Below are 22,465 nucleotides of genomic sequence, written 5' to 3'. Positions count from 1 at the left end.
GACTCTTTTCCGGGGTTAGTGATCCGTATACATCACGGTGCCGATAACCTTGCCGTTGGCCACCATGTCAGATGCGGCATAGTTGAACGGGCATTCTTCCTCGCTATTGATGCGTTCGCTCTTGCCGACCGTGACGGGATACAACTCACCATCTTCATCACAATACAAGAACTCGGGGAACGGGCCATCGTTGCAGTCGGCCAGGTCATACGCGCTGCTGATGCTGCGCTCGGTCGTCGGCCACAGCTTCTTGGTGCCATTGTCCAGCACGCGGCGCTCGAAGAAACGGCTGTTCCACCACCCATCCACTTCTGCGGCCTGGCGACGGACGGTATTGCAGGCTTCGTCATAAGCCGCGGCCACACCTTTTTGCTGATAAACATGCTCGATATAAGACGTGCTGCTCATGGCCGACTCCCTCTACAGGTGCGTTGTTGATGTCTCAATTATACTCTATTTATTGTTGCGCGCAACAATAATTGCAGCCCACTCAACAAGTGCTGTCTCAAATGCAACACGATCAGATCCGTAATGCTGGGACAGCATCTCCTGAGCATCCACGCCTTCCTTACTCAGCCTCACGCGGTTGACGATACGCCCGCCGGCCGCTTTCAGTGCCTCATCGGCAGCCCTCCCGCGCTCCGTACTACTCTTTGCGTTGCCGGTGGCCGGGCGTCCCCGGCCTCGCTTCTCTTCAGCCAATCTCTGCTCCTAGTGCGACAAAGCCGCCCTATCCTGGGCGGCCTGGTGAAAGGTCTTGCTGATACCGGCGCGGCCGCCGGCATGGACAAGGCTTTTCCGCTATTCCAGACGGGTGACTACTTCATGCGACATCAAGCCAAGGTAAGCTAGCCCAATCAACACTGAATTCGGTGGCATGTTCGCTGACACTTTGGCCGTTTCGATACGGGGAACCGTTACAAGCGGCTGAGGGAAACCGCGATACACCGACCCGGTTGCATTCCCGTCCTGGAAGGTAAACGCGTACCAGTGAAGTTCTTGTTCCATAATTTTCCGAGGGATTTTCACATTCTCATTCGCGGCCCAGCAGACGGCCTACATGCCGGGGCCGCCTTCGGTGCCGGCGTAAGGTGTTTTCTTACCGCCATAAGTGCCTCTCCCAGCAAATTACTACCTTGCCACTTGGCAGGATTGAGGGCTCGAGGGTCATCCTTACCGAGGCCGATACCCCAGACACGGTCATAGGGGCTTGCCTCGACCAGGACTGTATCCTTGGTATCTAGCAAAGCTTTCAGCAGGACCGGGTTTTGCCTGAATTTTTCACGGCACCCAACGGTGACAATACTGAGTCTCTTTGCTGCCCAAACAGCGTCGTCGTAGTTCTTCACCTCCCGGCCGAGCGCTTTCTGCTTCCTGGGGTCGTGCGTTTCCATGACTTTCTTTGCTGTTTCCTCGTCCCCAAATATTTTGGCTTTTGAGAACATCATGAACTGCTCAACACAGTTGAACTGAAAGCCCTTGTAGGTGAATGGCGAGGGATGCCAATTGGAAAGCACATCGGCAGCGCCGTGAAACAGGCAGAGGGTGGCCGTCGTATTCATGGAGTATTTTCCGCGGCCTATTCGACCATCATGATGATTAGTTTTCGGACCCCAAGTCCGGCCAATACACTTCCTCCCAGCGCCAACAGAAGATGCGATGACACCCAAAATGGAAGTATTCGATCAAAAACAGATTTAATCTCCAATACTCGAAGCAGCCACGCTATAAAAAGGACAAGCTCAACGGCGTAGATTGCATAAAGCGCTGCAATCAAACCAACTCCAAAAAATGGAAGCTCACCGAACCGTTTCATCACATTGGCCATATTTTTCCTTATGCTTTTCCGTGGCGTTTACTTGAGTGCCACGCAGTCGTCCTGAGGGCGATATTTGAGGTCGGGGAAACGCTCGCGCCAGGCATCAACTTCTTTCCGGAGCTGCGCCCGTTCTTCCTGTACCGCGCGGAGCCAGTCGGCATCATCCTGATTCGTCTTGGCGATGCCGTGGCCACTAATGATCCGGTCCATCTTCAGTTCGTCGTGATGCATAATATTGATCCAGTGCCAGCGGCCGGCCGGCGGCGGGCGCCACCAGGGCGCGGGTTTTTCTGGTTACTTCGGCCAGGCCGCGTCAACGATGCGCTCTACGGCTTGAAACATTTGAGTGCCGTCATCGTCTTGATAGCCAAAGGTGTTAATGAAGGTCGAAAAAGTTAGGCCCAAGCCTTCCTCGTCCGACCACTTGGCAAATTCATGAGCGGTAGCGATGGCCTTACGCTGGAAGGCGCGGGCAGCATCACGGGCCGCTTGTTCATCCCGACGCTTTTGAATAAGCGCGATTTCTTCAGGTGTCAGGCTTTCGATTTCCATGTCATTTTCCGTGGATGGGATTAGCTATTTGAACCGTTCGTGTGAGCTTCCATGGCGGCCTCATAACTCATGTCATGCCGCCAAGCGGTAAAGCCATTACTGCCACCATCAATTGAATACCCCAAGCGTGCAACCGTCTCATACGGCAAGCCGCACCCGCGGGATATCTCCAGCCAGCCATAGGTGCAAACAGGTGACTTCTGGCTGAGCAGCAGCTGATTCACATGATTTTCCAACGCGGCAGCATCCCGGTTTTCAGCAGCGGCTTTGGCCTTCTTCTTCGGGTCAGCTCCACGGTAGGTGTTTCTCGCCACGTAAATCGGGTAGGTTTTCATGACAGTCCTTGTTCGGCTACCGGCTGGCGCCGGCGCTATGCGCAATTTTCCGAGTTATTTGGTTACGGGCTTGGCCACGCCATCGCGCACCCAGCGCCTCACGTACAGCTCGCATCCAATCATCAGGCAAACGCCATTGGCCATGCCTCTGTGCGTCGCCCTCTTGCAGCAGCCGCAATAACATTTCTTGCGACGCTGCGGCTCCTGTGGCTCTGCATACCGGATATTGTCCGAAGCCGAGCCTATTTGCCCCCATCCGGCAGTGCCGCCACGCATCGCGGCAGACAATGCTGCCCTGCTCAGTTCGTTCAAATCTGGCATGGTCATTTCCGGCGGCCGCCCGGCAACGGGCGGCACCTGGCCGCGATTTTCCGCGAAACTTGGAAAGGTTGCGCCGCGAATGTCACTTACCATCGGTTCATTCCGTGGTTGGTCGCTTTACGGAACGTCTCACGTACTTCGGGCGAAACAGGCGCGTTGTCAAGCACGAACAGGCTGACTGACACCTCCTGCGCTACCTCTCGACCGAATTTCTCTGCAATCTCCCGCTCGAAGTTGCCAGCATTCTGCCCAACATATAGCAAAACCGCCTCTCGCAAGCGAAGCTGCCCGAGCATGTTGCCAACTTCGGCTTGCCGCGCCTGTAGAAGTTCGGCTTCCAGCTTCTTGATGCGGCGATCTTGCCGCTGAATCTTCTCGGTCAGAGATTCTAGTACCACGTCATTGGACATATTGATTCCTCATAAGAGCCAGCTTGCGCGGATTAGTTAATGCCACATAATGAAGGTTAAGCCGGCCAAGACCATTCCTGAAATGAGCCAGACAGCTGCATAGATGAAATATGGTGGAGCCTTCACACCTTCGAGGGCTTTTGCAACTATCGCGTTGACCGGCGTGTCTTGGTGCCTCCAAAGCCATAGGGCGCGATAAGCATGACTCAGCCCCACAGTTATACAACCAGCAGCTAATAGTAATGTGGCATAAGGGAACCACCAGAGAACCGAGACAACAGTCTGGATTTCAGGCATGATGATCCACCTCGTTTTTTATTATTCGGGGATGACGTCGTTGCTCCCCCCATTCACTCAGTTTGGCATTCACAAAGACCAGAGCTGCAGCAATCACAGCAAGCACAATTACCCCGGCTGTTAGGTAGTTGATGAACTCGCCTTCGTTAGGCAGCATCTCACAGATCCACTTATAGGCCGGAATGATCGTATGGTTGGCTACGAGAACGACAGATAAAATTTCCAGCCCCTCCCCGGCGAACATATGCCCAATATTTTCATTGCTCCGATATATCAGGGCTAGGCCGGCTATCATCAAAGCAATTGACCAGATCACGTAAAGCATTTCAGTCTCCAGTACATTCGCTGCGGGCGCTTCAAGCGCTGGTTTCGCATGCGAAACTTGGTTTAGTCTGCTCGTTGCTACCAGCGAATGCCGGCAGTAGCTAGCAGGATTTTCCGAATTGATTAATCACGTCACGTAAACCGGTCTAGCTGGTTTCAATCAGACGAAACGCCGTTACGATAGATTTCTTTCCCTTCCGTGAAGTGCCGATTTTTTGCCTGAGCGCAACAGCGATGCGCCGGCATGATGCCATCTAGCCTGACAAAATCTGCCGCCTTGACGACACGGCGGCACAACCGGCAACGTGGCTTCGGCTTGATAACTTCAGGATTCCAATTCCCTTGCGCCATGACAGTTTCTCCGCTGTTGATGGCTCAATTATAGCCTATTTATCGTGGGATACCACGCTTATTTTATGCCATTCGATCAGCGCTGTCTCAATTGCACTACGCTCTGACGGATGTAGCGCGGCCAGCGCCTCCAGCGCTGCTGCCGCCTCCGGAATGAGGCGGACATTGCGCAGCACTCGCCCCCCCGACGCGATAAGCTCCTTGTCGCGTTTCGCTGCACGTTCCGTACTTGTAAGTGCTTGGCCTGTTGCCGGCCTGCCTGGTCCTAGCTTCTGCTCATTACTCAAACTCTGCTCCTGGTGCGACAAAGGCCGCGTTCTGGCGGCCTGGTGAAAGGTCTTATCGTTGTTGATCCCGGCTACCGGCCGGCGACGGTCGATGGATTCATTGTGCGCTGTCAGATTTTGCGGCCGGCGATGAACGTCTCCATCGCGTTGTTTCATGGCGATTTTCCGAGGTGGTTATTGCTCTGGCAGCTCAACACCTTTTGCCTTCAGTTCAAAAGACTTGAGGTCATTGGCATACTGAAGCTCGCCATAAATTTTGGATAAAACGTAACCAATTCCGCAGACAGCCCCAATCAAAAGAGCCATTAGAATATTTTGTGTCATATCTTTTCCGAGACTTAGTTGGCAGCAACCAGCGTAAAGCTGGCAGCACCATATCCGTTACGATTTTTCCACTCTTGGCTTTGGCGTGCCGCCTTACCAATCGACATGATTGCCGACGTGGAAATCTTGTGCTTCTTTCCCTGGTAGGACTGGCGCAACAGCTTGCTTGCGCAGATAACACCAACATTGAATGTTTCGCCACATTCATTTTCGAGACCAATAGCGCGGGTCAGGTTGGTTTTTCCACAGCAATCGCAAACCGGATAATCAGAAGTGCCGAGCACCTTGAATTGCTTTCCCTCGATAGCCATGCCAACCACCATTCATCTGTTGATGGTTCAATTATACTCTATTTATCGTTGGTGCCAACTATTATTTTAGCATGAGCGATTAGCGCCGCTTCGACTGCGGCTTTTTTGCTACCGTACCGCGCAATCAACACTTCCAGCGCCAGGCTCGCTTCTGCGCCAATTCGCACTGTTCCCAGCCGCTGACCACCATCGGCCAGAATTGCCGCCTCAGATGCCTGAACACGTTCGGTAGGGGTCTTTGCATTACCAGTAACCGGCCGTCCCCGGCCACGCTTCTTCTCTTCCAATCTGTACTCCTGGTGCGACGAAGGCCGCCAGCGGCGGCCAGGTGGTTTCGCATGCGAAACTCTGTTGAGTCTGTTCGTGGTTGCCGGCAGGGGAACCGGCAGCGGCCAGCAGACTTTTCCGTCTTCTGATTACTGCCGGGCTGGCCAACGGCCTTTAACAACCACTGAGTACGCAACCGGTGCAAGTTGCCGCACTAGCGGCAACCACATCATCAATGCGGCTGAACAACCGAAACTGAGCGCCACGGTAGAGCCAAACACCCCAAGCCCTACAACAAAACTCAGCACAATCAGCACTGCCGAGGCCAGCCACAGCCTGATAGCGTCTGTTGATGCGTAGGTCAGCAGTTTCATGATTTTTTCCGTATTCAGGCGGCGACAGTAAACACTAGCGCCACTGTCTTGAAGCCGAATTGGGACTTCTTTGTCGCAACCTTGTCCGGGGCACTCCCCAGCCATGACTCGGTTTCAGCTTTGCTCATCGACAAGGTATCCCACCAAAACGATCCATCGACATTTTGGATGACCCAACCGAGCCGATGATCTTTCCAAGCTCGCCAAGCATCATCGTCTACATCAGGTATATCGCCCTCGAAGATGTGTGCTTCAACTCGACGGGCAGTGACACCGCCATATTCCGCATCGGAAGGCAAAATACGAATGTTTTTCTTGGCCTTCTGGATAGCGTGAAGCGAGAAATACCCGGTTGAGTCAACCGGAGCGTAGAATTTTGCGACAGGATTAACTGCGGTCTCCATCTTCAATCCTTTTCCGAGGCCTATGCCGTTGGAACGATGGTTAGAAATTTCTGAACAAAGTCGGCGCACGACAGGGTTTCACCGTTCGCCCCAGCCTGATTGCTGATAAGGAATTCTTCAAGCGATTCAGCCTCGGGATCACTGGTGCCTGTTGTGTGGGCACGCTCCAAACGCGCCGGCAGCGCCTTCAATCCGGCATCCCCGTATTCGCGCTGTATGTAATATCTCAGCTGGTCAAGCGTGAGAGCGCTGACGAAGTGCGCGCCGTCAGAAATCGTGTTGTACAGGTTGTAAGCACCTGCGTTGTGTAGAATCACCTCAGCCATGCAGTCCATCCCGATGAATTAGAACGCCATTGATTTTCGCCATGGTCACCGATTGCACCTGATCCAGTTCAACAAAGTGCAAACGTGGCACAACGCCGGGGGGATTAAGCTGCAACGTGCCGTAGCCACCTCGTTCAAGCAGAGATGCGGCAAGACTGTCTTGGCACCATTCGATGCAACGTTCAATCGCAACGTCCGGCTGTCCACACTGAATTAAGTCGAGGAGTGCGGCCTTCTGGTCTGGTGTCAGATTCATCGTATTTTCCGTTACCAGATGTCTGTTTCAGAATCGTCCAGCTCGGGCTGCCGCTTTTGCCGGGTGATTTTGCCATCCGCACCGACGATGACCGTTTCTGGCTGATCGGAGGTCCACTCGTATTCCCCTAAGATGCCGCCCGGCGTCTCTGCGAGATATGGCGAGATCCAGTCGAAGAACTTCTCGATCACGTCGTCGTAGTTCTTCACGCTGCTATGGAAGGAGACAGAGGCAAGCCCGTCCTCAACAGCGACCTGGCATTTCTCCGGGGTTTGGAAGTATGCGCTAGCGCCGTTGAAGACCATGGTCCACCGCTCATCCTTGAAGAAATCTGCATCAGGCAGCGATTCAAGGTTGTCGGCCTCGCCACGGCTAGCGGCGTCGAAGACGGCCAGCACATTGGCCGGTGTGTCTTCGCGCAGCTTGGCTCTGAACTTGATGCGGGTGTAATCGCCCATTTTCTCTTCTCTCTGCCCTGGTGGGCTTTTCCGAGGGTTAGGCTTCTTGAGCCATGGATTCATTCCAGCAGCTGATGGCGGCGATCACGTTGTCGTCATGTACACCACCCATCACGTCCTCAAATCGCTCATCACTGTCGGCATGGTGCCCGCACTTGCAAACCGCCCACACCTCGCAACAATCTTCGGCACAGTAGTCCGAATGAATCGTGAAATGTGTTTTGTTGCCGCACTTCGGACATGGAACGATTTTCGCGTCGGACTTGAACTGCACATGTCTGGTTGTCATGGTCTTTTCCGATGTCAGGGAACCAAGTGCATGCCGGCAAGAGTGTGACACACCAGAAAGAAGCCGGGGATGCACAGCAGGAAGACCACCCACGCGATGATCGACAATTTGCGCTCCTGCTTACTGCCGCCAACGAACATGGCACCAACCAGGCGGAAGGTCTTCTGCCATGCTTTGCCATATCCTACGAGGATCGACTCCTCCGTGTTGCTGCTCAAAACGAAGATGGTCCCCTGAACAGCAACGAGAAGGGAGCACACTGCGATAAGGCTTTCCACTGTTGATTCCTTTTCTTGATGCGCATTTTCCGTGGTGTTCATTTAGCGGTTTGCCGTGCCTGCTGTGCCGCCATGATTTTCAAACAGAACTTGCATGTGACTTTGTCACGGTCATAGGTCCGATTGGTATCCACGCCGTCATTGTGAGAGCGGCGACAGAGCGTTCCATAAAGGCTGCCACCCCACTGCTGTCGGTCAACTGCCAAGTGCTCAACAGTACGCTTCATGAGGGCTTCCTTTTCCGTTACGACTCAGTGATGTTTTGGCAGTGTGGGCATCCCCAAAAGATCGCCCCGTCTTTTTGATAGCGGGTTGAATACTTTTGTTTGCAGAACGGACATTCGCGCAATTCAGAGCAACGACTGAACCTAGATGCCTCAACGTAGCCTCCCAACTTCATTGCAATTGCAAATGGGGTGATGACATCGTCTCGAACTGCTCGCCTCGGCCTGGACATGTCAACCCTATATTCTTGCTCGGCGTTGGCCAGCAATGTGCTATCGATTTTCATCTGTTTTCCGTGGTTAATTCATCGCGGCCAACTTGGCCCGTGCCTCGTCTGCTTTCACCTCGAACAAGGCAAGGACTTCACCCGGAGCATTGACCGCTTTGAGACTTTCAATACTGGCGAGATTGGCTTTTACCTCTCGCTCCAATTCTTCACGCATCGCCAATTTTTGCCAGCACAGCGGGTCAACGTGCGCTGGGCGATGAACGCTCTTTCCTCCGGACTTGACGCTGGAGCCAGTCGCTATCCGTTTTTCATACCAACGGAACGGTTCGCCAGCATTCATGAACTGATGGCAGCAAGCACAGAGGGTGCGCTTAGACCCGCTAACAAAACCTCTTGATGTCAGATGCGTATGCCCGCATTTGGCGAAGATGAAACGGAAAGTCGTCAGTCAGAAGCTCTGGAAGTCATTGCAACCACTACTTCCTCCACCACCGCGTTCCCGCCGGGGTGGGCGGCCGCGGTTGGATGATTTTGCCGCCCTCAACGGCATCTTGTTTGTTCTCACTACCGGCATTCCTTGGGAGGACCTCCCACAGGAACTCGGTTTTGGCAGCGGTATGACCTGCTGGCGAAGACTGCGCGATTGGCAAGCGCTAGGCATTTGGGACCGCCTACACCTAGCCCTGCTGATACAACTGCGCCAACACGATCAAATTGATTGGAGCCGGGCAAGCATTGACGGGGCTAGCGTTGCCAGCCCCCGGGGGGCCAAGAGACCGGTCCCAACCCCACCGATCGAGGCAAATGCGGCAGCAAGCGGCACATCATCGTAGATCGCCGAGGTTTACCACTGGCGCTGTGTATTACCGGCGCCAATCGGCACGATTCCATGGCCTTCGAAACTTTGGTCGATGCGATTCCTGCCGTTCCTGGTTTGCCAGGGCGGCCCAGGCAAAAGCCTTACAAGCTGCATGCAGACAAAGGCTATGACTACCGCCGTTGCCGTGAACACCTGAACCGACGCGGAATCTTGGTGCGAATCGCGCGTCGCGGGGTGGAAAGCAGCGAGAGACTAGGTCGCCACCGCTGGGTGGTAGAACGAACCCATTCTTGGCTAGCTGGCTTCGGGAAATTGCGCATCCGCTTCGAACGGCGGCTGGATACGCATTACGCCTTACTCAAGCTGGCTTTCTCATTGATCTGTCTGCGATTTATCGACAGGTTTTGTTAGCGGGTCTTAGTCAGGGTCGGCATGCTGTGGCTCCTGTAATTTTCCGGGTGCTTAGCAGTAGGCCGGGGCGATTTTGTTTGCCCACGCCACGGGATCGATACTCTCGACGTTCGGAGCCGTCATCCACTGGTAGTCGGCCTCTTCTTCAGCTTTCTCTGCGGCAGTCCTGCCGTGGGCCTGCATGGCGGCAATGAAAGCTGCCTTCCATTCCTGTTCATCCATGACTATCTCCTAGTTCTTGATGTTAAAAGTATGAAGTATAGTTTCTATAAATGCAATATTGTTCATGAAGTATATTTCATGTTTTTGCATTTTTACCACGCGGCATTGCCGGTAGCGCCTGCACCGCATCGTCGTAGTACAGGGGACGCTCCGCATCTCGCGCAATCTGGCTAACGCGGGTTTCAGACATGGCCCAGCGTACCGCCAGGGCGCGGTAGGTCCAGCCCTTGCCGCGTACCAGCTCTTTGAACTCGTCCGGGGTCATCCGGCTCAGTGGTTGTACTTCAATCCTCACAGCGGCCTCGCAAGCATGTTCTCGATCAGTCGAATGATGGTTTCCTTCTGGGGAGGGGCGGATTCGGCCACCAGCAGCGCCAGCGCCGCCAGGCCCATGTCGTTGATGACGGGTTGGCCATCGCGCAGCAGCGCCCCGTTGCGATGCAGGAAGTCTACGAACAGGAACGCCCCGCTGCGCTTGTTGCCGTCCGCCAGCGGGTGATTCTTGATGACGAAGTACAGCAGATGTGCCGCCTTGCTTTCGAGCGTGGCGTAGGCCGGCTGGCCGAACACCGTCTGGTCGAGGTTGCCCAGGATGGAAGCAAGACCGTCTTCGCGTTCGCGGCCAAACAGCTCGCTGGCTTCGCCCCGCATCATCAGGTCGGCCTTCAGCGTCGCAATGGCCCGCCGCGCCTCCACGGGCGTCAGCAGTGTGCCGCCAGGCGTGCCTTGTGGCTCGGTCAGCAACCCCTCGTCGTAGCGTTGCAGCAACAGGAACGTTTGCGTGTAGCGGCTGACGATCTCCACCAGACCGCGCCCGGCATCGGCGGTCAGCTCCGGGGTTTGGGCGGTTTTCCTGACCAGCGCCAGCGCCGCTTCCAATTCGGCAGCGTTGCGCTCAAGGCGGGCACGATCCAGTGTCCAGCCTTGGGTCAGATGGTCGCGCAGCACGCCGGTTGCCCACTGGCGAAATTGCGTGCCGCGCCGGGAGTTAACCCGGTAGCCGACGCTGATGATGGCGTCGAGATTGTAGTGCTCAATCTCACGGGACACCTCTCGCTCACCCTCTAAACGAACTTGTGCAAATTTTGCACGAGTTGCTGACTCGGTCAGCTCCTCATCCTTGTAGATGTTGCGCAGGTGCTTGGCGATGACAGAACGCTCGCGGCCAAATAGCTCGGCCATCTGGTCCTGGGTCAGCCACAGGGTATCCCCCTCCAGCCGCACCGAGACCAGCTCGCCAGCTTCATGCTGGTAGATCACCATTTCACTCATGTTTTTCTATGCCCTTCCCGTTGGTGGCCACCGGCCAAGGATGGCGGCGATCCAGCCTACGTATCTTGCGGTACCCCACACGACTGTCACGAGCCAGCCAAGGCCGATAGTGGCGATCACGGCACTCAAGCCTGTGCCAAGCCCAAGTACAGGGGCAAACCATGCCAGCAGCCCGGCTATTAGGCCGGTGTAGTTGTAGCCGATGAAAACCCTCAGCCTGCCGAACTGGACAGAGGAACCGTCAACGACACCCCAGAACAGCAACAGTGCCCACAGCCAGCCTCTGCTGCGAGTAATGGCCGCAGCGTTTCGTTCGCTTCGGGCATCAAGTGCTGGTGGTTGCCAAGCGAAGTAGTGCCAAGGTGGTTTGAACAGATTAGCCATTTGCATAGTATGAAGTATGTTGCGCACTATCACAATGCGAGTTCATACATGGCGCGAAGCTGCTTTTTCTCGACTTGGATGTAGGCAGACGTTACCTCGGTGTCCTGGTGCCCCAAAAGTATCGCCACCTGTTCCAATGACACTCCATTCTTGAGCAGTGCCGACGCGAACGAGCGCCGCCCAGCATGGCTACTCGTTTTGATGCCAGCGGCGCGGTATAGCTCTCGGAACCTCGCTTCCAGAGCGTCAGCAGCCCAATAATCAACCTGCCGGCCATCAGGTAGCGTGCGGCGCTTGCGTACCAGTTCAAAGCCACCTCCTCGATGAGTAAGTAGGAGACGGGTGCGCGGCATCAACCCACGAAACTCGGGAGCGTCCAGGGCACAACCAAGGCGGTTTTGTAGATGGCTCACAGCAAACCCGAGCCAATGCCGCCAGACCAGCCGCGGCGCCACTTCTATAAAAACTAAAAAGCCCCGATCTCTCGGGGCTTATATAGGGTTTACCTTACAGGTGAAATACCTTAGGAGGTGATCAAAGGATCCCCCGGAGAGGTTGTGGTACTACTTCAAATACAGGCGACGTTCGGCGGCACGACCAGGAGTAAACAGGCCGGACCAGGTATGGCCTTGTTCACGTGCCTTCTTACGGATCTCCAACTTCTTCGTCACATCCAACTTACCATCCACGTTGCTGCAGTGAACTTCCTCGCAGTGCAGAAGGAATTCCACATCGTTCATGGCCAGAAGGAGTTGCTCCTTAAGCCTCTGAATCCGCGCAAGCTTTTGCCCGATCAATGCTGCGCAAATAGCCGCAATCACAGTGGCTATAAGACTACAGACACCGCCTATCAGAGCAGCTTGCACCGCAGGGTCTTCGAGATGGATCATGATGGCTCCTCAATTAGTTACAGAGCCATCCCTGCCGGGGAAGGCCCCGCAAGGGTTATGAGCTAAAAACTCAAAAAAGACGCCGCTTCAAAGCGACAAATTGAAAGACTCGCTTTTGTCCGAGCAACCATTTGGAACGAGCTCTGATTTTAAAGCAGGCACTTCAATCTTGTCTATGGAATTCAAGACATACCTACCAGAGTCACCTTATAGTGGTATCAAGCTTGCAACATGGCAATTATAATAGACAAAAAAATTGCTCATATTCCTTGTTGTCTTGGCCATGATCTCATGTACCATTACAATAGCGGTTTATTTGGAAGCCTTTGCAAAGCAACAGCTTCCATGGGAAATGGGTTCATAAATTTCTCACAAGTTATTTTGTGTTCCTATCAGTCCACAGTGGTTTAAATCTAACGCAAGGCAGGGAAATGTATAATTTTTTCGAAGGGCCAGAAAATAAAGATTTACTTAACGCAAGTCAAAATCACAAAAATTACTTTCAGAGGAATAGATCATGGCTGATCCCGACGTGGATAGCCTTTGTTTTTATATCTGCGCCTGCTCTATTTAATTTGATTTCGCCTTCAGAGCCTCCTTTGCTTCCCACATCGCTTACGCTTTTGGTTGCAGCTTCGTCTTGGCTATTTGCTGGTTACAAAGTCCGGTTTGTTGAAACATTTTCCGCGAACTTAATAAAAGGTGTGATAGCAGCATCCTCAATCTGCCTTGCTGTTTACTACCTTTTCCAAGCAATCAAGTTCTTTCTTTTGAAATAACAATCAGCCTCATACCGCATTGCGATGTGAGGCTGATTAGTCATATATAAAAATATGATTTACTCAAGACAGCGTATCGCCCCCCCACCAAAGCCGGCTGATCGCTTTAAATTACGACATGCAGCTGCTTGAAGACTATCGGCAGCAGTGGAAATACACAACCAAAATACCAATAGAATCAGTACGGTCACACTGCCAACAAATGCAGCATTTTCCATTAGGATTGATGAGAAAGAAAGGGGGGCCAAAACGAATCCACAAATAGCTAGCATTCCCCGAACAAGCCACAATCGTTCTCGTGTAAAAATCACCAGGTAGAGGCTATAAAAAATGAAAGCGAAAGAGATGCCGATAGTCAAGACCCTTGGCACCATATTTGGCGGACCTTGGTAGTCAAATTTTATTGAAAACAGTGCGAAAAGAATAAACACCACAATACTGCCCATTACGTGTAAAGCCAAGTGAGCTCGTAGCTTTGCCACTTTGATAACATCCTGCTTCCGCTCAAGGAGAAGCGGTAATGACTCCAAAAACCCTTGAGCTTCATCGGCAGTTAGGTATGGGCCCGTGCTTTTCCCTCTCCCTGAATATGCGAACCAACCTCTATCGTATTTATGAATACTCCCCCAGAGCGGATGAAAACGAAATCGCTCTGTGTCACGGATCCAGTTTGCGTGAAGGCCGGAACGGAGTGCAATAAGATACTTTAAGGAGTTCCAAACCCTATATACTGTAAAAATTCCGACTGTGACTACCACTACCATGCACATATACTTGTGGTTCATATTATTCTCATTGCCATGGAATATAAAATCTGAGTTCTAGATCTCGCTTGCTGTTGAAGAAACGCCTATCAATAGAGGTACATCTCTTCATAATAATTCATAGCACTCGGCTTTGATCTTGGACTGTATGCAAAGCTCGGTTCTCTGGAGATTACTCTGTGTCGCCCTCAGTGAAAAAACTTCGCCATTTGCTGCCGCCCCCCTCCACTGACTTGGTAGGCTCTTGTTGTCACTACAGATGTAGAAGTTGAGAATGCAGTCCCCTCCCTGGACTGTACCCGCACTGATCACTGCTTGAGCAGGAGAAGGCTGGGACACCTCATGCGGCATAACCAGCGAGATCGTGGCGAGTGAACCCACGAAGACGCAAAAAATGAACACCAACCTCCTCCTGTCCTAGATAGATAATAGGAGCAAGATCAATGTGAGAATTGCACATTCGGATAGAGGCAAACACTGATACCAAGCTTACGTTGAACCTCGTGTTGCTGGGCAAGTTTGCCATCCTGAAAGCCTGAGCTATATCCCATGCGTAAAAAACTCATCACCACATTGATTTGGACTGCGCAAAAATTTCCCGGCACGCAGCCAAGCTGCCGCTCGAACTCCTCGCCCCAGAGTTCAATTTGTTCCGACCCTGCTCGCTTTACGGCAACACAACCTTCGACACCTTCGATCAATTTGTCGCCAACGGCTTCATCAAAAGGCAGTACCATTTAGTGCTCCATTCGTTTATAGGATGACATGGGAAATAGTTCGGGTGCACATGTGCTAACACTTCTTTGCCCAAACTACCTCTCTTCTGGCTAAAGCCAATATCCAACAGCCTACAAGGAATGCGCCTAAGAACAAGGGCCTGAATCCACGCAAATTCATGCCAATTTCAAGTTTCTCTTCCGCGTCACATCCATCTTGCCGGTGATAGGTTCACAGCAGAACAGTTGGAATCAAAGCACTAGCTGCACCCGTCTTAACAACGTCGCTGTTAGGTAGAAAAATCCATTTTCAAGCCGTTGCCCATGGTCCTGTAGCCAGTACGTCGCAAGTGGGTGGTTTAATGCTCGCTAAATATGTTCTAGTTGTTCTTGCGAGTCGCATGAGATTGACAAATGGTGATCTAACGGCAAGCGCCCCCTTCAATCCAGAATGATGCTACCGTTTGCGCTTTTCTAGGCAACATCAATGATGGTTGGCTGAGATCCCAACGATGAAATGTCTCTGGAGGCATCCATAGACCTGCCTTACGGCCGCGTTGTGACATCCGAGGCATCTCACGTACCAAGTGATCCTTGATTGCTGTAGGTGGCTCCTCCCCAGGATAGGTTCGAATCGCGAATCGACTAGGCGACTTAACCCCACCTGCCGATAGGTAGTAGGTCGCTGGCGTCAACCACAGGCACAAGGCGCTCTTTTGGCAGTGAGGCAGAAACAGCTTCATTGACGACAAAGATTCCGTCAGTTCCAAGCCATGGCGCCAAACGAACAGTCGCCACAGTTCCCATGGTAGGCAGGCCTTTATATCGGTCTTGATCTACCCCTGGATAGATAGCTTGGCTTGTAATCGGCAGGGCCTCTGCTGTGTTGAGAACATCCAGTACCAGCGCCATCAGTCGCGTTGTTGGCACCCGCGGCAATCCTACTTGCCTCCCTGGCAACATCCTTTCTGGATATCGGTGCTATTCTTTGCCATTTCCAGCACGCGGCTCATCAGGACTCGAGGGATAATTGAAGGAACCGCGCTTACCCCTTGTCTTGGGCACTCCTAAAATCGATCATTGTGTTTGTGAATAGGATGGATAGTATGGGGCCCCTGATAAACAGGCACCGATCTGCTCCCGCAGATCAAGGCCCCTTACTTGGAAATCATCATGAATGTGCTGTCTGTAGAAACCATCGCTCTGGGCACCAACCTGTTCCGTTGCTTCTTCAGCAAGAACTCTTTGATCCCGTCTAGTCTGGCACTCGATGTCATCTTTCCTGAAGGAGCTCTTTCCTCCAAATCGGTAGCTATTGCTGAACTGTGCGCGCTTCGACACCTGATGTCCGAAATGAGCATAATTGGCAGCAACCGGTGGCATGGCAAAGGCATAATCCTCCGGACTCGACACAGAGAGTTCAAGAAACTTTCAGTTCAGGAAATGACGGTTGCGGATGGTGATCTATTCCTTTTTGGTCAGTTTCTCCAAACTCGCTACTTGGGAATCGAAATCAAAGGACTCGACGAGAGCCTTCAGTCGATCTTTTCCGGCCAAGTAGTGGATACCATTACAGCAGCACCTGTCATTGAGGCGCTGCCCTCGCGTTTTGGGCCGATTCAACTGAGCTATCACGGACTGACCCGCCTAGCAGAACGAGCAAGCCTTCCCGATATCTCCTCTGCTACCAGCGTTCTTGGCCGTTGGCTTCAGACTAAGAACCTACATCCAATGCGGGTGGTAGCAAAGCATCAGGCCTATTACCTGCGGACCCACGGCTTTCTTCCCCTTGTACTCTTCCACAAAGGATCTGGTCTCAATCTGATCATTGATGACCGCGACGACAAGATGCGCCTGGTAACGGTGTCCGGCATGTTTGATGAGCTCTACTACGATCGATTGACATATGATCATGAGTTGGCCCAGAAAGGAGCGAAGTAATGCGGCGACCAACTACGGAACAAGCGGCCGTCGTTCGCCATGATGGTAAGCATGCTCTCGTTGTCGCTGTTGCCGGTTCAGGCAAAACGGAGACCATGGTTCAACGCATCGTTCACATGCTGAAAAAAGGGACCGATCCTCGACGATTGCTCATCTTGATGTTCAATAAAAGTGCTCAGCTTGATTTCACAAAACGACTAAAGTTTGCGTGTGCTGAGGCCGCTACCCCGGTCCCAAAAGTTAGAACCTTCCATGCATTCGGACTGAGTCTTTGCAATGCCTTAGTCGAAAAGGGCTTGATCGAACCTGCGGAGCTAATCACTGACAATCGAATTTTCTCGATTGCTCGTGAGATCCTCGAGCAGGTCAACACTGAGCTATCCCCAGACGATCAATTCGACACTGGTCATGACGTCATTTTGGAGTTCATCGACGCAATCAACATGGTAAAAGAAACCATGGTTTTGGCAGACGGCAAGCCCTTTCCAATGTCCAAACGATGGGAAATGGCCTTTTCGGCTTACGAGAAGCGCAGGCTCGACACCAATCAGCGCTTCCGCACCTTTACCGATATGCTCTATGACCCCGTGATGGCTATCCTTGCCCACCCGGACATTGCAAGGTTCGTAGCCAACCACTACGACAAAATCATTGTCGACGAATTTCAGGACGTTAACGAGCTTCAAGTTCGCCTCCTATATCATGTTGCTGGCCACCGGGCTTCAATAATGGCTGTCGGTGATGAAGATCAATGCATCTATACCTTCCGAGGCGCCCGCCCGGATTATATGACTGAGCTTTTCGAGCAGACCTTCCCGGAGACTACCCGCTACACCCTGTCGGTCACATTCCGGTATGGCCACACCCTAGCTCTAATGGCAAATCACATCATTCGTTACAATAAGCAGCGCCACCCAAAATACTGCCTCTCTGCCCGGGAGGCTGATACCAACGTGTCGCTTCTTCGAGCGAGTGACTCGGGTTGCGCTGTGGTGAATGCGGTTAAGGAATGGCAGTCCTCTGGCCGGAAACTCAAGGAATGTGCGGTTCTAGTTCACGATTACTCACACGGGATCACATCCGAGACGGCCCTCATGCGGGAAGGCATTCCATACCAGGTAATCGGATCAGAACCATTCTTCGATCGCAAAGAAGTACTAGCGCTACGGGCAGCCATGGTCATGGTGACGAACGGCTGGCATGAGATAGAGGACCCCAAGCGTAAGACAAAGCTTCTGGACGGATTTCTTACCGTCCCACCTCTATTCGTGAAGCGCTATCAAATTGAGTCCCAGATTAAAAGGCTGGTTGCTCACGATGGGGACATTGGCGATGCAATGATGGATGTTTTAAGCCAGTTCAAAGGGAACCGTACCGGCTATCGTGTTAAGCGCATCGACACAGCCATCGATCACGTCAGATCGTCCTGCAGGACACCGAAAGAACGTCCAGCTGCACAGTTCCTACTGGACTGCATAGATCGTCTGGATCTGTACTCCGCTTTTTCCCGCGCAGGCGAAGAACACACGGCCAGCGAGAAGGTTCATTTACTCAAAGAGGTAGTAGAGTTTGCGAAGCGGCATGGCGGCTCGGTTCAAGAGTTTTCTAAGTACCTAGATGATATGAGCCTTGAGTTCTCTAGAGAGAAAAGCACTGTCGATCAGGTTCTGATCACGTCAATCCACCGAAGCAAGGGTCTACAATGGCCCCATGTACTGTTGCCCGAATTGGTTGACGCCAAGTTTCCAGGCGAGACCGAAGATCTCGAAGGGGAGCGTCGGCTCTTCTATGTTGCTATTACACGAGCGCAGGATCGCCTCACCCTGGTGATGCCAAACGATGGAAAAGTGGCAGACTGGCTGAAAAATCGGAAACCAGGTCATCCCCACATTCATGAAATCGTCGCAGCTCGGTTCATTTATGAGTCGAACTTAGGCGCATGCCGCGCCGCGGCCGAAGCCATTGTTCAGAAGCTTCCGCTAACTGGTATACAAATCTTTGGTACCGAGCCCTCTCCCGAGAACGTCGGACTCATGAAGTCATATGAGAATGGGATGGCTGAGCTGCTACCTAGCCTCTATGCTGGCCAGCCCGATCTCATGGTTACAACCGGTGATACTGTTCAAGAAGTAGACTTCTAAATCATATGAACATCAAGGAATACAATGTCGCTCTCCATTCCCAAAGTACCTGAAGTTAGCCGGACCCTGATCCTCAAAATAGTCCATGTCTTGTGTAGCCTGGCTTCCTTGTCTTGTCTACTCATGGCATTCTTGGAACCACTCCAACGCACGCACCCGATCACTAAATACCTTATGCAGTTCCTCCAGTCTGACTCCACGGGCAACACCAGGCACGTAGACGAGTTCTATCCTTTCTTCCTAGGGATTCAGATCTTCTGTTTTTACTTGATTTGTGCCCTGTTTTTCGGGGGCATCGCAAACGTACTAGCAAGACGTATTGATGGGAAAAGTTGGGGGGACGCATTTCAGTATTTTGGAAGCATCAGACAAAAACATAAGCTTGCCTTCACCAAATCTGCTACTCGTTCAACATATGTTGAGATAGGTGGAAAAACGCTTGGCTTTGTGGCACGCGTGGTGGACTGGCCACGAGAGACAGATGGACCACGTCTTGTTCTTGGCCAGCTTTACACTCCCATTAAAGGTAAACGCCTTGATCAGCACGACTTTGGCCCTCTTGAGTGGTATCAGCTCCAAAATGTCTCGGGGACCTTTCACCTTCAATCCACATCCCAAACTGGCTAACTCGCTGTTTTTTGTTGATAGCCCCAGGGCGCCGATGGCGCCCTTTTTTGCGGCTACTCTTCGTTCCTCTACATACCCTTTTTAAATCCTGAACAACCCGTGATGGGCTCCAGAGACCGCATCCCAGTACATTGCCTGCCCTAGATTTCGTGAGCCTCACGCATTTTTTGCCGATTACCCTCGGAATTAGCCCAAAAACATACTCATTTACGTTGATATGTACAGCTTCCGACTCTGTAGACTGGTTGGTTGCCGACCTATGCGGCCACTCACCCGTTCTCGATAACGCGCCCGGCCATCTCGCCAGGCCTCGATAGCGGTATACCAGTGAAAAAATGGCATTAACCGGTAACGGATACGACAAAATCACAACACCATTGACGGTTATGAGGCTATTTTTTGCACTTAAACCGTTAATTTAAGGTTGCACAATGGATAGCCCGGTCTTAGAATCACGAAAACAGCAATCTATAACCGGTACAATTATGACTGACTTAGAGTTCGTGGTACCCGACTTCTCAACGGTCCGCTACCCGGTCAATGTCGTGGCTGACATGCTTAACGTCAGCGTTCCGTCTATCAAGAAATACGAGAAGGACATGGGGCTGGAGGTTGAGCGTCAGTCCACCGGCGTTCAGTCTCGGCGTTATAGCCTTGAGAACATTTTCGACATTGCCGCTCATCGCCGCACAAGTGGCCTCATCAAGCCGCTCAACCGGCCTATCACATTGACGGTTCATGTCAAAAAGGGTGGCGTTGCCAAAACCACTCTTGCAGTTAACCTCGCGATCCAGCTCTCCCTTGCCGGGTACAAGACTCTGCTTGTAGACAACGATCCGCAGGGCGACGCGACCAGCATGCTCAGCTTCGACCCGGATCTCTCCGTCGCCGAACTGGAGGAGATGGGCCACCCTGCGAGTCGTGCGGTCGAGCTGCACTTTGGTCATTTATTCAAATTTGGCGGGGCATTTTCTGGCCACGATCTCAAGGACGTCATTAAGAAGCCGTTTGGCGAAAACGGGCTACACCTCATCCCGGCCGACGAGAGCCTTGATGATCTTAATGTTGCCCTAACCAACGCGAACAATAGCGACTTCCGTTTTGGCCTACTGATTGAGCAGAGCCGGAAAGGAAAGCTCAAAAATTGCGATCTGTCTGGCTACGACTTCATCATTTTTGATTGCCCGCCGTCGAGTACAGTTGCTGCGCGTAACGCGCTTGTCGCCTGCGATTACATTGTTACCCCAGTCCGGATGGATAGACTCTCCGTTAAAGGTCTCTCCCGCCTGACTCAGTCTCTCAGTGTTTTCGAGGAAGACTACAACAGGGCTCCGACTCCTATCGTTGTTCCAACGATGTTCCAGAAAAACCGTCCTCGCACACAACGCAACTTGGCCATGTTGATGCAGCACTTCAATACCCGGGTTACCGATGTTCGTCTGCATCATAGCGAGGACTATCCTAAGGCAATGGATGAGGGCTATCCGGTAAGCATCTGGAAAGGGGCAAGCCCCGCAATTAGAAACGAGTTCAGGGATCTCGCCACTGAAATTATTCAGCGAATCATTGCTGATGTAGGAGAAAGATAATGGCGGAGTCACTCCAAGCTGCAAGTTCCAAAATGCGTCCACTCGGCACAGACCCGAAGGATCTAGCTGGCAATCCTAAGCCTATCGTTGCAAAGGTTCATACCCTGACTCCTGAGACAGGAAGTAAACCGGCGCCGCGGTCCTTTTCTGATATCGTTGGGGGCGATGACGATAGCGATCCACTAACGTTGGACAGCGAATCGTCGCTGTTGAGTTCTGACTCTACTCCACCAGGTGAGCCTGTTAATCACCCAGTGAGCTCTGCACCTATCACTGGTGAATCTGAAAAGCTCATCGACGTCGATCTAATCGACGAACCCCGCGTTCGTCAACGCTGGTACTACGATGAACTAGCAGTCCAGGACATGGCTCGCAAGATACTGAAGGAAGGCGACGGCGATGTTATTAAGGGCCAAATTCAGCCCATCATCGTCAGACCCAACCCGCTGGTACCTGGCCGGTATTTGATTGTTGAAGGCCTCACTCGCCTTCATTCATTCCGCCGGCATCTGATGGCCAAGAAAATTAAGGCCATTGTCAAGTTCGGTCTAGATGATCTCACCGGCTACTTCCATGGTTTCCGTGCAAACGAAGACCGGAACCCGCTTACGCCATATGACAAAGGCATGTCATTTGCGGCTCTACTTGAGCAGGGCATAGCAAAAGATCAGGAGCAGCTCATCACCGAGTCAGGGGAGAATAAGCAGGTTATTTCTGCTTTGCTTTCTTTTGCTAAGTTGCCTCCATCCGTACACGAAATTATCGAGCGGGCTAAAGACAAGTTTGGCTACAACCATGCAGCTCGGCTGTCTGCTTTGTTATCGAAGACAGGTGACGAGGAGAAGGTAAAGAAGGCTGCTGAAAAAGTAGCCTCTGGTTCATGGACGTATGCAAAGCTGAATTCGTATGTAAGTTCTGCAGAAAGCGGATATTCTGCTTCTCAACGAGTTCGTAAAGTCACCAAGCCCATAGAAAACCTTGGAAAGATGAAGTATGGTGAGGGCTCTTTGGAGCTTTCCTTAGACAATATTCCCGTTGGCCAGGAATCAGCGTTCGCAGAGGCAATCGAAAACGCTATCAGGAAGCTCAAGGACACTCCTCCTATAGACCCCCCCCCGAAGGAGACTCAAGGTGGCTAAACACCTTGATCTCTATAAGAGAACCGGCCAATCCGATATTCCGATGATTGTGCCGGTTTTTCACTTTTTTGAGGCTCTTCTCAGTCAAAACGTATTAGCTGGCTCACTTTGCTCGCGGCGTGGGAGTCAATACGTATTGACTGGAATCTCAGACATGATCATTTGCCAGGATTGCCAAGACACTGTTTGGCTTTCGCTTCTTTCAGGATATTCCTCCTTTTCTATCGTTTCTGTTCAATCTACTTTCCTGCGTGACAGTCAATACGTATTGACTGAGCCACAGCTACCCGTCCACGGGGCTACTGTGCTCGGCAGTCAATACGTATTGACTGG

At 52.3% G+C, this 22,465-nt stretch carries 39 protein-coding genes; 7 read left to right on the top strand and 32 right to left on the bottom strand.

The features are described from left to right. Positions 1–15: 15 nt before the first annotated feature. The 25 genes from HA052_RS04245 to HA052_RS04125 form a co-directional block, all read right to left on the bottom strand. A complete protein-coding gene (locus HA052_RS04245) occupies positions 16–408 on the bottom strand; it encodes a hypothetical protein (RefSeq protein ID WP_166450918.1) in 393 nt (130 codons plus the stop codon). Positions 409–453: 45 nt separating this feature from the next. Next, positions 454–702, bottom strand: a complete 249-nt coding sequence (locus HA052_RS04240) for a hypothetical protein (protein WP_166450917.1) — start codon at positions 700–702, stop codon at positions 454–456. 323 nt (positions 703–1,025) lie between these two features. Further along, complete coding sequence (gene ybiA / locus HA052_RS04235; protein ID WP_166450916.1) at positions 1,026–1,562, bottom strand: riboflavin biosynthesis intermediates N-glycosidase; 537 nt, start codon at positions 1,560–1,562, stop codon at positions 1,026–1,028. A 17-nt stretch (positions 1,563–1,579) separates the two neighbouring features. Continuing rightward, positions 1,580–1,828, bottom strand: coding sequence for a hypothetical protein (locus tag HA052_RS04230; RefSeq protein ID WP_166450915.1), 249 nt, complete (start codon positions 1,826–1,828; stop codon positions 1,580–1,582). A gap of 27 nt (positions 1,829–1,855) precedes the next feature. Beyond that, entirely contained in the window at positions 1,856–2,050 is a 195-nt protein-coding gene (locus HA052_RS04225) for a hypothetical protein (RefSeq protein ID WP_166450914.1), read from the bottom strand. Between the two features lie 63 nt (positions 2,051–2,113). After that, positions 2,114–2,371 carry a hypothetical protein gene (locus HA052_RS04220; protein WP_166450913.1) on the bottom strand — a complete coding sequence of 86 codons (258 nt, stop codon included), beginning with the start codon at positions 2,369–2,371 and terminating at the stop codon, positions 2,114–2,116. 20 nt (positions 2,372–2,391) lie between these two features. Continuing rightward, positions 2,392–2,706, bottom strand: coding sequence for a hypothetical protein (locus tag HA052_RS04215; protein WP_166450912.1), 315 nt, complete (start codon positions 2,704–2,706; stop codon positions 2,392–2,394). Positions 2,707–2,760: 54 nt separating this feature from the next. Beyond that, positions 2,761–3,120, bottom strand: a complete 360-nt coding sequence (locus HA052_RS04210; protein ID WP_240937266.1) for a hypothetical protein — start codon at positions 3,118–3,120, stop codon at positions 2,761–2,763. Then, positions 3,114–3,437: a hypothetical protein gene (locus tag HA052_RS04205; protein WP_166450911.1), complete on the bottom strand. Its 324-nt coding sequence runs from the start codon at positions 3,435–3,437 to the stop codon at positions 3,114–3,116. The genes HA052_RS04210 and HA052_RS04205 overlap by 7 nt, the downstream gene beginning before the upstream one ends. A gap of 36 nt (positions 3,438–3,473) precedes the next feature. After that, on the bottom strand, positions 3,474–3,734 hold the full coding sequence (locus HA052_RS04200) for a hypothetical protein (protein ID WP_166450910.1): 261 nt from the start codon (positions 3,732–3,734) through the stop codon (positions 3,474–3,476). Then, positions 3,727–4,059 (bottom strand): hypothetical protein, encoded by a 333-nt coding sequence (locus HA052_RS04195; RefSeq protein ID WP_166450909.1) that lies wholly within the window; start codon positions 4,057–4,059, stop codon positions 3,727–3,729. The genes HA052_RS04200 and HA052_RS04195 overlap by 8 nt, the downstream gene beginning before the upstream one ends. Before the next feature lie 155 nt (positions 4,060–4,214). Further along, positions 4,215–4,409, bottom strand: a complete 195-nt coding sequence (locus tag HA052_RS04190; RefSeq protein ID WP_166450908.1) for a hypothetical protein — start codon at positions 4,407–4,409, stop codon at positions 4,215–4,217. A 35-nt stretch (positions 4,410–4,444) separates the two neighbouring features. Continuing rightward, a complete protein-coding gene (locus tag HA052_RS27340; protein WP_206118762.1) occupies positions 4,445–4,852 on the bottom strand; it encodes a hypothetical protein in 408 nt (135 codons plus the stop codon). A gap of 18 nt (positions 4,853–4,870) precedes the next feature. Next, positions 4,871–5,020, bottom strand: coding sequence for a hypothetical protein (locus HA052_RS04180; protein ID WP_166450907.1), 150 nt, complete (start codon positions 5,018–5,020; stop codon positions 4,871–4,873). A gap of 14 nt (positions 5,021–5,034) precedes the next feature. Then, positions 5,035–5,331 carry a hypothetical protein gene (locus HA052_RS04175; protein ID WP_166450906.1) on the bottom strand — a complete coding sequence of 99 codons (297 nt, stop codon included), beginning with the start codon at positions 5,329–5,331 and terminating at the stop codon, positions 5,035–5,037. Positions 5,332–5,369: 38 nt separating this feature from the next. Further along, a complete protein-coding gene (locus tag HA052_RS04170; protein ID WP_166450905.1) occupies positions 5,370–5,618 on the bottom strand; it encodes a hypothetical protein in 249 nt (82 codons plus the stop codon). A 129-nt stretch (positions 5,619–5,747) separates the two neighbouring features. Further along, positions 5,748–5,972 carry a hypothetical protein gene (locus HA052_RS04165; protein WP_166450904.1) on the bottom strand — a complete coding sequence of 75 codons (225 nt, stop codon included), beginning with the start codon at positions 5,970–5,972 and terminating at the stop codon, positions 5,748–5,750. A gap of 14 nt (positions 5,973–5,986) precedes the next feature. Then, entirely contained in the window at positions 5,987–6,376 is a 390-nt protein-coding gene (locus tag HA052_RS04160) for a hypothetical protein (RefSeq protein ID WP_166450903.1), read from the bottom strand. A 20-nt stretch (positions 6,377–6,396) separates the two neighbouring features. Next, entirely contained in the window at positions 6,397–6,702 is a 306-nt protein-coding gene (locus HA052_RS04155; RefSeq protein ID WP_166450902.1) for a hypothetical protein, read from the bottom strand. Continuing rightward, complete coding sequence (locus tag HA052_RS04150) at positions 6,695–6,958, bottom strand: hypothetical protein (protein WP_166450901.1); 264 nt, start codon at positions 6,956–6,958, stop codon at positions 6,695–6,697. The genes HA052_RS04155 and HA052_RS04150 overlap by 8 nt, the downstream gene beginning before the upstream one ends. 11 nt (positions 6,959–6,969) lie before the next feature. After that, positions 6,970–7,416 (bottom strand): hypothetical protein, encoded by a 447-nt coding sequence (locus tag HA052_RS04145; protein ID WP_166450900.1) that lies wholly within the window; start codon positions 7,414–7,416, stop codon positions 6,970–6,972. A 37-nt stretch (positions 7,417–7,453) separates the two neighbouring features. After that, positions 7,454–7,705 (bottom strand): hypothetical protein, encoded by a 252-nt coding sequence (locus HA052_RS04140; protein ID WP_166450899.1) that lies wholly within the window; start codon positions 7,703–7,705, stop codon positions 7,454–7,456. A 14-nt stretch (positions 7,706–7,719) separates the two neighbouring features. After that, entirely contained in the window at positions 7,720–8,025 is a 306-nt protein-coding gene (locus HA052_RS04135; protein ID WP_166450898.1) for a hypothetical protein, read from the bottom strand. Further along, positions 8,022–8,210, bottom strand: a complete 189-nt coding sequence (locus HA052_RS04130) for a hypothetical protein (RefSeq protein ID WP_166450897.1) — start codon at positions 8,208–8,210, stop codon at positions 8,022–8,024. The genes HA052_RS04135 and HA052_RS04130 overlap by 4 nt, the downstream gene beginning before the upstream one ends. A gap of 297 nt (positions 8,211–8,507) precedes the next feature. Beyond that, positions 8,508–8,777 (bottom strand): hypothetical protein, encoded by a 270-nt coding sequence (locus HA052_RS04125; RefSeq protein WP_166450896.1) that lies wholly within the window; start codon positions 8,775–8,777, stop codon positions 8,508–8,510. 88 nt (positions 8,778–8,865) lie between these two features. Here HA052_RS04125 and HA052_RS04120 point away from each other — a divergent pair. After that, a protein-coding gene (locus HA052_RS04120) for an IS5 family transposase (protein WP_166450895.1) occupies positions 8,866–9,668 on the top strand; the annotation gives its coding sequence in 2 pieces (ribosomal slippage) (positions 8,866–9,193 and positions 9,193–9,668; 804 coding nt in all). Between the two features lie 51 nt (positions 9,669–9,719). Here the strand turns inward: HA052_RS04120 and HA052_RS04115 are convergent. The 5 genes from HA052_RS04115 to HA052_RS04095 all read right to left on the bottom strand — a co-directional run bounded on the left by HA052_RS04115 (position 9,720) and on the right by HA052_RS04095 (position 12,436). Beyond that, positions 9,720–9,890: a hypothetical protein gene (locus tag HA052_RS04115; protein WP_166450894.1), complete on the bottom strand. Its 171-nt coding sequence runs from the start codon at positions 9,888–9,890 to the stop codon at positions 9,720–9,722. A gap of 76 nt (positions 9,891–9,966) precedes the next feature. Then, entirely contained in the window at positions 9,967–10,155 is a 189-nt protein-coding gene (locus HA052_RS04110; RefSeq protein WP_166450893.1) for a hypothetical protein, read from the bottom strand. 26 nt (positions 10,156–10,181) lie between these two features. Beyond that, complete coding sequence (locus HA052_RS04105) at positions 10,182–11,162, bottom strand: virulence RhuM family protein/type II toxin-antitoxin system death-on-curing family toxin (RefSeq protein WP_166450892.1); 981 nt, start codon at positions 11,160–11,162, stop codon at positions 10,182–10,184. Positions 11,163–11,575: 413 nt separating this feature from the next. Continuing rightward, the gene (locus tag HA052_RS28210; protein WP_166450891.1) at positions 11,576–11,899 is read right to left on the bottom strand and encodes a tyrosine-type recombinase/integrase; all 324 of its coding nucleotides are present in this window, start codon (positions 11,897–11,899) and stop codon (positions 11,576–11,578) included. A 210-nt stretch (positions 11,900–12,109) separates the two neighbouring features. Then, positions 12,110–12,436, bottom strand: coding sequence for a hypothetical protein (locus HA052_RS04095; protein ID WP_166450890.1), 327 nt, complete (start codon positions 12,434–12,436; stop codon positions 12,110–12,112). 431 nt (positions 12,437–12,867) lie between these two features. On the opposite strand from HA052_RS04095, the gene HA052_RS04090 reads away from it, so the two are divergent. Further along, a complete protein-coding gene (locus HA052_RS04090; protein WP_166450889.1) occupies positions 12,868–13,215 on the top strand; it encodes a hypothetical protein in 348 nt (115 codons plus the stop codon). Between the two features lie 59 nt (positions 13,216–13,274). On the opposite strand, the gene HA052_RS04085 is transcribed toward HA052_RS04090, so the two are convergent. Both HA052_RS04085 and HA052_RS04080 read right to left on the bottom strand, forming a co-directional pair. After that, positions 13,275–14,000 (bottom strand): hypothetical protein, encoded by a 726-nt coding sequence (locus HA052_RS04085; RefSeq protein WP_166450888.1) that lies wholly within the window; start codon positions 13,998–14,000, stop codon positions 13,275–13,277. A 419-nt stretch (positions 14,001–14,419) separates the two neighbouring features. Beyond that, positions 14,420–14,716: a hypothetical protein gene (locus HA052_RS04080; protein ID WP_166450887.1), complete on the bottom strand. Its 297-nt coding sequence runs from the start codon at positions 14,714–14,716 to the stop codon at positions 14,420–14,422. Between the two features lie 1,152 nt (positions 14,717–15,868). Here HA052_RS04080 and HA052_RS04075 point away from each other — a divergent pair. The 5 genes from HA052_RS04075 (at position 15,869) to HA052_RS04055 (ending at position 22,132) form a co-directional block, all read left to right on the top strand. Then, on the top strand, positions 15,869–16,636 hold the full coding sequence (locus tag HA052_RS04075; protein WP_166450886.1) for a hypothetical protein: 768 nt from the start codon (positions 15,869–15,871) through the stop codon (positions 16,634–16,636). Further along, positions 16,636–18,777 (top strand): ATP-dependent helicase, encoded by a 2,142-nt coding sequence (locus tag HA052_RS04070; RefSeq protein ID WP_166450885.1) that lies wholly within the window; start codon positions 16,636–16,638, stop codon positions 18,775–18,777. Before HA052_RS04075 ends, HA052_RS04070 begins: the two co-directional genes overlap by 1 nt. Before the next feature lie 24 nt (positions 18,778–18,801). Continuing rightward, a complete protein-coding gene (locus HA052_RS04065; protein ID WP_166450884.1) occupies positions 18,802–19,404 on the top strand; it encodes a hypothetical protein in 603 nt (200 codons plus the stop codon). 431 nt (positions 19,405–19,835) lie between these two features. Beyond that, positions 19,836–20,993, top strand: a complete 1,158-nt coding sequence (locus HA052_RS04060) for a ParA family protein (protein ID WP_166450883.1) — start codon at positions 19,836–19,838, stop codon at positions 20,991–20,993. Further along, the gene (locus tag HA052_RS04055) at positions 20,993–22,132 is read left to right on the top strand and encodes a ParB/RepB/Spo0J family partition protein (RefSeq protein ID WP_166450882.1); all 1,140 of its coding nucleotides are present in this window, start codon (positions 20,993–20,995) and stop codon (positions 22,130–22,132) included. Before HA052_RS04060 ends, HA052_RS04055 begins: the two co-directional genes overlap by 1 nt. Positions 22,133–22,465 lie beyond the last annotated feature (333 nt).

The sequence above is a fragment of the Chromobacterium fluminis genome, from assembly GCF_011602385.1.
Lineage (GTDB): Bacteria > Pseudomonadota > Gammaproteobacteria > Burkholderiales > Chromobacteriaceae > Chromobacterium > Chromobacterium fluminis.
The sequence above is the reverse complement of the archived record's forward strand: the minus strand, read 5'-3'. Positions and strand labels throughout refer to the sequence as shown.

What these genes read in the sequence shown, in the direction of transcription:
- HA052_RS04245 (WP_166450918.1), bottom strand. Translation starts at nt 408, where the DNA reads ATGAGCAGCACGTCTTATATCGAGCATGTTTATCAGCAAAAAGGTGTG.
- ybiA (WP_166450916.1), bottom strand. Translation starts at nt 1,562, where the DNA reads ATGAATACGACGGCCACCCTCTGCCTGTTTCACGGCGCTGCCGATGTG.
- HA052_RS04230 (WP_166450915.1), bottom strand. Translation starts at nt 1,828, where the DNA reads ATGGCCAATGTGATGAAACGGTTCGGTGAGCTTCCATTTTTTGGAGTT.
- HA052_RS04225 (WP_166450914.1), bottom strand. Translation starts at nt 2,050, where the DNA reads ATGCATCACGACGAACTGAAGATGGACCGGATCATTAGTGGCCACGGC.
- HA052_RS04220 (WP_166450913.1), bottom strand. Translation starts at nt 2,371, where the DNA reads ATGGAAATCGAAAGCCTGACACCTGAAGAAATCGCGCTTATTCAAAAG.
- HA052_RS04215 (WP_166450912.1), bottom strand. Translation starts at nt 2,706, where the DNA reads ATGAAAACCTACCCGATTTACGTGGCGAGAAACACCTACCGTGGAGCT.
- HA052_RS04210 (WP_240937266.1), bottom strand. Translation starts at nt 3,120, where the DNA reads ATGGTAAGTGACATTCGCGGCGCAACCTTTCCAAGTTTCGCGGAAAAT.
- HA052_RS04205 (WP_166450911.1), bottom strand. Translation starts at nt 3,437, where the DNA reads ATGTCCAATGACGTGGTACTAGAATCTCTGACCGAGAAGATTCAGCGG.
- HA052_RS04200 (WP_166450910.1), bottom strand. Translation starts at nt 3,734, where the DNA reads ATGCCTGAAATCCAGACTGTTGTCTCGGTTCTCTGGTGGTTCCCTTAT.
- HA052_RS04195 (WP_166450909.1), bottom strand. Translation starts at nt 4,059, where the DNA reads ATGCTTTACGTGATCTGGTCAATTGCTTTGATGATAGCCGGCCTAGCC.
- HA052_RS04190 (WP_166450908.1), bottom strand. Translation starts at nt 4,409, where the DNA reads ATGGCGCAAGGGAATTGGAATCCTGAAGTTATCAAGCCGAAGCCACGT.
- HA052_RS27340 (WP_206118762.1), bottom strand. Translation starts at nt 4,852, where the DNA reads ATGAAACAACGCGATGGAGACGTTCATCGCCGGCCGCAAAATCTGACA.
- HA052_RS04180 (WP_166450907.1), bottom strand. Translation starts at nt 5,020, where the DNA reads ATGACACAAAATATTCTAATGGCTCTTTTGATTGGGGCTGTCTGCGGA.
- HA052_RS04175 (WP_166450906.1), bottom strand. Translation starts at nt 5,331, where the DNA reads ATGGCTATCGAGGGAAAGCAATTCAAGGTGCTCGGCACTTCTGATTAT.
- HA052_RS04165 (WP_166450904.1), bottom strand. Translation starts at nt 5,972, where the DNA reads ATGAAACTGCTGACCTACGCATCAACAGACGCTATCAGGCTGTGGCTG.
- HA052_RS04160 (WP_166450903.1), bottom strand. Translation starts at nt 6,376, where the DNA reads ATGGAGACCGCAGTTAATCCTGTCGCAAAATTCTACGCTCCGGTTGAC.
- HA052_RS04155 (WP_166450902.1), bottom strand. Translation starts at nt 6,702, where the DNA reads ATGGCTGAGGTGATTCTACACAACGCAGGTGCTTACAACCTGTACAAC.
- HA052_RS04150 (WP_166450901.1), bottom strand. Translation starts at nt 6,958, where the DNA reads ATGAATCTGACACCAGACCAGAAGGCCGCACTCCTCGACTTAATTCAG.
- HA052_RS04145 (WP_166450900.1), bottom strand. Translation starts at nt 7,416, where the DNA reads ATGGGCGATTACACCCGCATCAAGTTCAGAGCCAAGCTGCGCGAAGAC.
- HA052_RS04140 (WP_166450899.1), bottom strand. Translation starts at nt 7,705, where the DNA reads ATGACAACCAGACATGTGCAGTTCAAGTCCGACGCGAAAATCGTTCCA.
- HA052_RS04135 (WP_166450898.1), bottom strand. Translation starts at nt 8,025, where the DNA reads ATGAACACCACGGAAAATGCGCATCAAGAAAAGGAATCAACAGTGGAA.
- HA052_RS04130 (WP_166450897.1), bottom strand. Translation starts at nt 8,210, where the DNA reads ATGAAGCGTACTGTTGAGCACTTGGCAGTTGACCGACAGCAGTGGGGT.
- HA052_RS04125 (WP_166450896.1), bottom strand. Translation starts at nt 8,777, where the DNA reads ATGAATGCTGGCGAACCGTTCCGTTGGTATGAAAAACGGATAGCGACT.
- HA052_RS04115 (WP_166450894.1), bottom strand. Translation starts at nt 9,890, where the DNA reads ATGGATGAACAGGAATGGAAGGCAGCTTTCATTGCCGCCATGCAGGCC.
- HA052_RS04110 (WP_166450893.1), bottom strand. Translation starts at nt 10,155, where the DNA reads ATGACCCCGGACGAGTTCAAAGAGCTGGTACGCGGCAAGGGCTGGACC.
- HA052_RS04105 (WP_166450892.1), bottom strand. Translation starts at nt 11,162, where the DNA reads ATGAGTGAAATGGTGATCTACCAGCATGAAGCTGGCGAGCTGGTCTCG.
- HA052_RS28210 (WP_166450891.1), bottom strand. Translation starts at nt 11,899, where the DNA reads ATGCCGCGCACCCGTCTCCTACTTACTCATCGAGGAGGTGGCTTTGAA.
- HA052_RS04095 (WP_166450890.1), bottom strand. Translation starts at nt 12,436, where the DNA reads ATGATCCATCTCGAAGACCCTGCGGTGCAAGCTGCTCTGATAGGCGGT.
- HA052_RS04090 (WP_166450889.1), top strand. Translation starts at nt 12,868, where the DNA reads ATGTATAATTTTTTCGAAGGGCCAGAAAATAAAGATTTACTTAACGCA.
- HA052_RS04085 (WP_166450888.1), bottom strand. Translation starts at nt 14,000, where the DNA reads ATGAACCACAAGTATATGTGCATGGTAGTGGTAGTCACAGTCGGAATT.
- HA052_RS04080 (WP_166450887.1), bottom strand. Translation starts at nt 14,716, where the DNA reads ATGGTACTGCCTTTTGATGAAGCCGTTGGCGACAAATTGATCGAAGGT.
- HA052_RS04075 (WP_166450886.1), top strand. Translation starts at nt 15,869, where the DNA reads ATGAATGTGCTGTCTGTAGAAACCATCGCTCTGGGCACCAACCTGTTC.
- HA052_RS04070 (WP_166450885.1), top strand. Translation starts at nt 16,636, where the DNA reads ATGCGGCGACCAACTACGGAACAAGCGGCCGTCGTTCGCCATGATGGT.
- HA052_RS04065 (WP_166450884.1), top strand. Translation starts at nt 18,802, where the DNA reads ATGTCGCTCTCCATTCCCAAAGTACCTGAAGTTAGCCGGACCCTGATC.
- HA052_RS04060 (WP_166450883.1), top strand. Translation starts at nt 19,836, where the DNA reads ATGGATAGCCCGGTCTTAGAATCACGAAAACAGCAATCTATAACCGGT.
- HA052_RS04055 (WP_166450882.1), top strand. Translation starts at nt 20,993, where the DNA reads ATGGCGGAGTCACTCCAAGCTGCAAGTTCCAAAATGCGTCCACTCGGC.